The 7,238-nt window shown below is 56.4% G+C and carries 1 protein-coding gene and 2 rRNA genes; all 3 read left to right on the top strand.

Going from position 1 to position 7,238, the window contains the following annotated elements:
- Positions 1–51: 51 nt before the first annotated feature.
- The 3 genes from tyrS (at position 52) to K789_RS0109685 (ending at position 7,074) form a co-directional block, all read left to right on the top strand.
- Positions 52–1,365 (top strand): tyrosine--tRNA ligase, encoded by a 1,314-nt coding sequence (tyrS, locus tag K789_RS0109695; protein ID WP_024366580.1) that lies wholly within the window; start codon positions 52–54, stop codon positions 1,363–1,365.
- A 535-nt stretch (positions 1,366–1,900) separates the two neighbouring features.
- Positions 1,901–3,424: ribosomal RNA gene (locus tag K789_RS0109690) — 16S ribosomal RNA — on the top strand.
- Between the two features lie 515 nt (positions 3,425–3,939).
- Positions 3,940–7,074, top strand: a 23S ribosomal RNA gene (locus K789_RS0109685).
- Together the 16S and 23S rRNA genes form the textbook arrangement of a ribosomal RNA operon.
- Positions 7,075–7,238 lie beyond the last annotated feature (164 nt).

Raw genomic sequence — 7,238 nt, 5'->3', positions numbered from 1 at the left:
GCTGACGGTCACACGCGCTGAGGGTGCCCTGATCCTGCTAACTTAGATTCCGTGTCCCAGCTAAATGATCTCCGTTCCCAGCAGAATGACCCCAGCTTCGCCAACGTCTGGCAGGAGCTGAAATGGCGAGGCCTGGTCCACGTCTCAACGGATGAGGCGGAGCTGGAAAAGCTGCTCGCCGGTGATCCCGCAACGTATTACTGCGGCTTCGATCCCACCGCACCGAGCCTGCACCTGGGCAACCTGGTCCAGCTGCTGCTGATGCGCCGTATCCAGCTCGCCGGACACAAGCCCCTCGGCCTTGTCGGCGGCTCCACAGGCCTGATCGGAGATCCGCGCCAGAGCGCCGAACGTGTGCTCAACACCCCCGAAACCGTCGCGGAATGGGTCGGAAAACTGCAGGCGCAGGTCCAGCGTTTCCTCAGCTTCGAGGGCGACAACGCGGCCCGGATGGTCAACAACCTCGACTGGACCGCGCCGCTGAGCGCCATCGACTTCCTGCGGGGGATCGGCAAACACTTCCGTGTCGGCACCATGATCAAAAAAGACATTGTTGCCAACCGTCTGAATTCTGATGAGGGGATCAGCTACACGGAGTTCAGCTACCAGATCCTTCAGGGTATGGACTACCTTCAGCTTTTCCGCGACTACGGCTGCGTCCTGCAGACCGGCGGGTCGGACCAGTGGGGCAACCTCACCAGCGGCACCGACCTCATCCGCAAGGTCGAGGGCAAGCACGTCCACGCACTGGGGACGCCCCTCATCACCAACTCCGACGGCACGAAGTTCGGCAAGAGCGAGGGCAACGCCATTTGGCTGGATCCGGAGATGTGCAGCCCCTATGCCTTCTACCAGTTCTGGCTCAACACGGCGGACAGTGATGTTGCGGCGCGCCTTAAGGTCTTCACGTTCCTCAGCCGGGCCGAGATCGAGGCCCTCGAGGGCGCGGTTGCCGAGCGGCCGTTCGCCCGCGAGGGACAGCGCAAACTTGCCTACGAGGTGACCTCCCTCGTGCACGGGGTGGACGCCACCGAAAAGGTCATCGCCGCCTCCGCTGCCCTGTTCGGGAACGGTGACCTTACTGTCCTGGACGAGGCGACGCTCAAGGCGGCCACGTCCGAGCTTCCGTCGGCCTCGGTCGATGCGGCCGGCTTGGGCATCATCGACCTGCTCGTGGCAACCGGACTCTCGGAGAGCAAGTCCGCCGCGCGCCGCACCGTGGGGGAGGGCGGGGCCTACGTCAACAACGCCAAAGTGTCCGATCCTGACGCCCTGATCGAACGCGGCCAGCTGCTGCACGGCCGCTACCTGCTGCTGCGCCGGGGCAAGAAAAACCTGGCTACCGTGGAAGTCAGCGCCTCCTAACGCCACACCCCGCGTCATCTGCACGCTCCGCCACGATCCAGTTGCAAGGTCGGGGCGGAGCGTGTATTGTTTTTCTAGTCGCCACCGCAGAGTGGCGACCAACCCCAACAAAAATAGAGAAGCAATTCTTCTAGCTCTTTCGGCTCCCCGGAGTACGCAGCGCAGAAATGAAAAATTGCTTCACATTTTGCTGGGGACATTCAGTCCACTGAGTGAATTTCGAATGAAAATCCGGATTTGCAAAGTGGATATGAATGAAATAAGCTTGAAATATCGCAGCGAAGGAAAAGCGAAACAAGAGAATTCAATTACATTGAATTGTTTCGGTCAGTATTTTGAATGTGTCTGTTGTTTGAGAACTCAATAGTGTGCCAAGTTTGTTGATACCAATTTATTGTATTGAAATTGTATTGAATTGGTTGAATTGACTGGATCCGCCACCCCGTGGTGTGGTCTGGTTTTTACAGCTGGTTTCAAATTTTGTGCAGCCGGCACGTCCCGTTTTCCCGGGGGTGTTGGTTGTGTCTGTTTTACTTCAACGGAGAGTTTGATCCTGGCTCAGGATGAACGCTGGCGGCGTGCTTAACACATGCAAGTCGAACGATGAACCTCACTTGTGGGGGGATTAGTGGCGAACGGGTGAGTAACACGTGAGTAACCTGCCCTTAACTCTGGGATAAGCCTGGGAAACTGGGTCTAATACCGGATATGACTCCTCATCGCATGGTGGGGGGTGGAAAGCTTTATTGTGGTTTTGGATGGACTCGCGGCCTATCAGCTTGTTGGTGAGGTAATGGCTCACCAAGGCGACGACGGGTAGCCGGCCTGAGAGGGTGACCGGCCACACTGGGACTGAGACACGGCCCAGACTCCTACGGGAGGCAGCAGTGGGGAATATTGCACAATGGGCGAAAGCCTGATGCAGCGACGCCGCGTGAGGGATGACGGCCTTCGGGTTGTAAACCTCTTTCAGTAGGGAAGAAGCGAAAGTGACGGTACCTGCAGAAGAAGCGCCGGCTAACTACGTGCCAGCAGCCGCGGTAATACGTAGGGCGCAAGCGTTATCCGGAATTATTGGGCGTAAAGAGCTCGTAGGCGGTTTGTCGCGTCTGCCGTGAAAGTCCGGGGCTCAACTCCGGATCTGCGGTGGGTACGGGCAGACTAGAGTGATGTAGGGGAGACTGGAATTCCTGGTGTAGCGGTGAAATGCGCAGATATCAGGAGGAACACCGATGGCGAAGGCAGGTCTCTGGGCATTAACTGACGCTGAGGAGCGAAAGCATGGGGAGCGAACAGGATTAGATACCCTGGTAGTCCATGCCGTAAACGTTGGGCACTAGGTGTGGGGGACATTCCACGTTTTCCGCGCCGTAGCTAACGCATTAAGTGCCCCGCCTGGGGAGTACGGCCGCAAGGCTAAAACTCAAAGGAATTGACGGGGGCCCGCACAAGCGGCGGAGCATGCGGATTAATTCGATGCAACGCGAAGAACCTTACCAAGGCTTGACATGAACCGGAAATACCTGGAAACAGGTGCCCCGCTTGCGGTCGGTTTACAGGTGGTGCATGGTTGTCGTCAGCTCGTGTCGTGAGATGTTGGGTTAAGTCCCGCAACGAGCGCAACCCTCGTTCTATGTTGCCAGCGCGTTATGGCGGGGACTCATAGGAGACTGCCGGGGTCAACTCGGAGGAAGGTGGGGACGACGTCAAATCATCATGCCCCTTATGTCTTGGGCTTCACGCATGCTACAATGGCCGGTACAAAGGGTTGCGATACTGTGAGGTGGAGCTAATCCCAAAAAGCCGGTCTCAGTTCGGATTGGGGTCTGCAACTCGACCCCATGAAGTCGGAGTCGCTAGTAATCGCAGATCAGCAACGCTGCGGTGAATACGTTCCCGGGCCTTGTACACACCGCCCGTCAAGTCACGAAAGTTGGTAACACCCGAAGCCGGTGGCCTAACCCCTTGTGGGAGGGAGCTGTCGAAGGTGGGACTGGCGATTGGGACTAAGTCGTAACAAGGTAGCCGTACCGGAAGGTGCGGCTGGATCACCTCCTTTCTAAGGAGCGCCTACAATCACCGTGCCTCATGTATGTGGGTGTGGCGGGGTTGTCAGGAGTACGCCCGTTGCGCAGACGCTAGTTCTGCGGCGGGTGCTCACGGGTGGAATATCAACAAATAGGTGCCTGGCGGCATGTGCCGGCAGCAAGTACGGATCTTCCTTCGGGCGGGTCCTGGAACGCGGCTGGAATGTTTCGCTGGGTAGTGTTTGGCACACTGTTGGGTCCTGAGGCAACAGGACCATGGCTCATGGCCGGGTTCCCTTACGGGGGAGTCTCCGGTGGTGGGGTGTGGGACTTGTGTTTCTGGTTTCCTGGCTGCACCGATCATGCACTGTTGTGTGTGTGGGGTGTGTGGTATGGGGTTGTTGTTTGAGAACTACATAGTGGACGCGAGCATCTTTTATAAGAAGCAATTTCCAAGAATATGAACCTGGATCTGACCTGGGCGCCTTTTGGGTGTGTGGGTTGGTTTTCGTGGTTCTCTCGAAAATTAGTTTTTTTGATCTTTTGTGGTCAAGTTTTTAAGAGCACACGGTGGATGCCTTGGCATTAGGAGCCGAAGAAGGACGTAGGAATCTGCGATAAGCCTGGGGGAGTCGATAACCGGACTGTGATCCCAGGGTGTCCGAATGGGGAAACCCCGCCAGGGGCGCGAGCTGCCTGGTGACCCGCATCTGAACACATAGGGTGCGTGGAGGGAACGCGGGGAAGTGAAACATCTCAGTACCCGCAGGAAGAGAAAACAATAGTGATTCCGTCAGTAGTGGCGAGCGAACGCGGATCAGGCTAAACCGTTCCATGTGTGATAGCCGGCGGGCGTTGCATGGTCGGGGTTGTGGGACTTCCCATTCTGTCTCTGCCGGGACAGTGGGGTGTGTAGTGCAGGCATAGGTGAACGGTCTTGAAAGGCCGGCCAGAGAGGGTGTGAGCCCCGTAACCGAAATGTTGTGTACCGCCCGGGGAGTATCCCAAGTAGCACGGGGCCCGAGAAATCCCGTGCGAATCTGTCAGGACCACCTGATAAGCCTAAATACTCCCTAATGACCGATAGCGGACCAGTACCGTGAGGGAAAGGTGAAAAGTACCCCGGGAGGGGAGTGAAACAGTACCTGAAACCGTGTGCTTACAATCCGTCGGAGCCAGTCTGATTCTGGTGACGGCGTGCCTTTTGAAGAATGAGCCTGCGAGTTAGTGTTACGTCGCGAGGTTAACCCGTGTGGGGAAGCCGTAGCGAAAGCGAGTCTGAATAGGGCGTTGCAGTGGCGTGATCTAGACCCGAAGCGAAGTGATCTACCCATGGCCAGGTTGAAGCGACGGTAAGACGTCGTGGAGGACCGAACCCACTTCAGTTGAAAATGGAGGGGATGAGCTGTGGGTAGGGGTGAAAGGCCAATCAAACTTCGTGATAGCTGGTTCTCCCCGAAATGCATTTAGGTGCAGCGTTGCGTGTTTCTTACCGGAGGTAGAGCTACTGGATGGCTAATGGGCCCTACAAGGTTACTGACGTCAGCCAAACTCCGAATGCCGGTAAGTGAGAGCGCAGCAGTGAGACTGTGGGGGATAAGCTTCATAGTCGAGAGGGAAACAGCCCAGACCACCAACTAAGGCCCCTAAGCGTGTGCTAAGTGGGAAAGGATGTGGAGTTGCGAAGACAACCAGGAGGTTGGCTTAGAAGCAGCCATCCTTAAAAGAGTGCGTAATAGCTCACTGGTCAAGTGATTCCGCGCCGACAATGTAGCGGGGCTCAAGTACACCGCCGAAGTTGTGGATTTCAGATATTAGCTAAGCCGCCCCTTGTGGGTTGGTTCAGGCGTCTGGAGTGGTAGGGGAGCGTCGTGTGGGCAGTGAAGTCGCGGTGTAAACCAGCGGTGGAGCCTACACGAGTGAGAATGCAGGCATGAGTAGCGAAAGACGGGTGAGAAACCCGTCCGCCGAATGATCAAGGGTTCCAGGGTCAAGCTAATCTGCCCTGGGTAAGTCGGGACCTAAGGCGAGGCCGACAGGCGTAGTCGATGGACAACGGGTTGATATTCCCGTACCGGCGAAAAACCGCCCATGCTGAACAGGGGATACTAACCGCCCAATACCTGCCTGACACCCCTTGTGGGTGAAGGGTTTTGGTGGAGCGCGGGACCTGATCCTGGGAGGCAAGCGTATTAACAGGTGTGACGCAGGAAGGTAGCCGAGCCGGGCGATGGTTGTCCCGGTCTAAGGATGTAGGGCGAACGGTAGGCAAATCCGCCGTTCATGATGCCTGAGACCCGATGGGACTCCCGTAAGGGGGGATTCGGTGATCCTATGCTGCCTAGAAAAGCATCGACGCGAGGTTTTAGCCGCCCGTACCCCAAACCGACACAGGTGATCAGGTAGAGAATACTAAGGCGATCGAGAGAATTATGGTTAAGGAACTCGGCAAAATGCCCCCGTAACTTCGGGAGAAGGGGGGCCCCCATCGTGATGGACACTTGCTGTCCGGAGCGTGCAGGGGCCGCAGAGACCAGGGGGAAGCGACTGTTTACTAAAAACACAGGTCCGTGCGAAGTCGCAAGACGATGTATACGGACTGACTCCTGCCCGGTGCTGGAAGGTTAAGAGGACCGGTTAGCCGCAAGGCGAAGCTGAGAATTCAAGCCCCAGTAAACGGCGGTGGTAACTATAACCATCCTAAGGTAGCGAAATTCCTTGTCGGGTAAGTTCCGACCTGCACGAATGGAGTAACGACTTCCCCGCTGTCTCAACCATAAACTCGGCGAAATTGCAGTACGAGTAAAGATGCTCGTTACGCGCAGCAGGACGGAAAGACCCCGAGACCTTTACTATAGTTTGGTATTGGTGTTCGGAGTGGCTTGTGTAGGATAGGTGGGAGACGTTGAAGCCCGGACGCCAGTTCGGGTGGAGTCATCGTTGAAATACCACTCTGGTCACTTTGGACATCTAACTTCGGCCCGTAATCCGGGTCAGGGACAGTGCCTGATGGGTAGTTTAACTGGGGCGGTTGCCTCCTAAAAAGTAACGGAGGCGCCCAAAGGTTCCCTCAGCCTGGTTGGCAATCAGGTGTCGAGTGTAAGTGCACAAGGGAGCTTGACTGTGAGAGAGACATCTCGAGCAGGGACGAAAGTCGGGACTAGTGATCCGGCGGTACATTGTGGAATGGCCGTCGCTCAACGGATAAAAGGTACCTCGGGGATAACAGGCTGATCTTGCCCAAGAGTCCATATCGACGGCATGGTTTGGCACCTCGATGTCGGCTCGTCGCATCCTGGGGCTGGAGTAGGTCCCAAGGGTTGGGCTGTTCGCCCATTAAAGCGGTACGCGAGCTGGGTTTAGAACGTCGTGAGACAGTTCGGTCCCTATCCGCTGCGCGCGCAGGAAATTTGAGAAGGGCTGTCCTTAGTACGAGAGGACCGGGACGGACGAACCTCTGGTGTGTCAGTTGTACTGCCAAGTGCACCGCTGATTAGCTACGTTCGGATGGGATAACCGCTGAAAGCATCTAAGCGGGAAGCTCGCTTCGAGATGAGATTTCCATACACCTTGTGTGTGAGAGGCCCCCAGCCAGACCACTGGGTTGATAGGCCGGATGTGGAAGCGAGGACTAACGACTCGTGAAGCTGACCGGTACTAATAGGCCGATAACTTACACCACACACCACCCCGCGAACCCATTCAAAAGGGGTTCGCACCCAGGGGTGGTACGAAGAAACAAGACTGCTTGCGTCCACTATGTGGTTCCCAAACAACAAACCCGTTGTTCGAGGAACCAAACCAACTGAATAACACCACAGTTGTAACACCAGATTTCCCACCCCC

The organism is Arthrobacter sp. TB 26 (genome assembly GCF_000427315.1).
Taxonomy (GTDB): Bacteria; Actinomycetota; Actinomycetes; order Actinomycetales; family Micrococcaceae; genus Arthrobacter.
The sequence above is the reverse complement of the archived record's forward strand: the minus strand, read 5'-3'. Positions and strand labels throughout refer to the sequence as shown.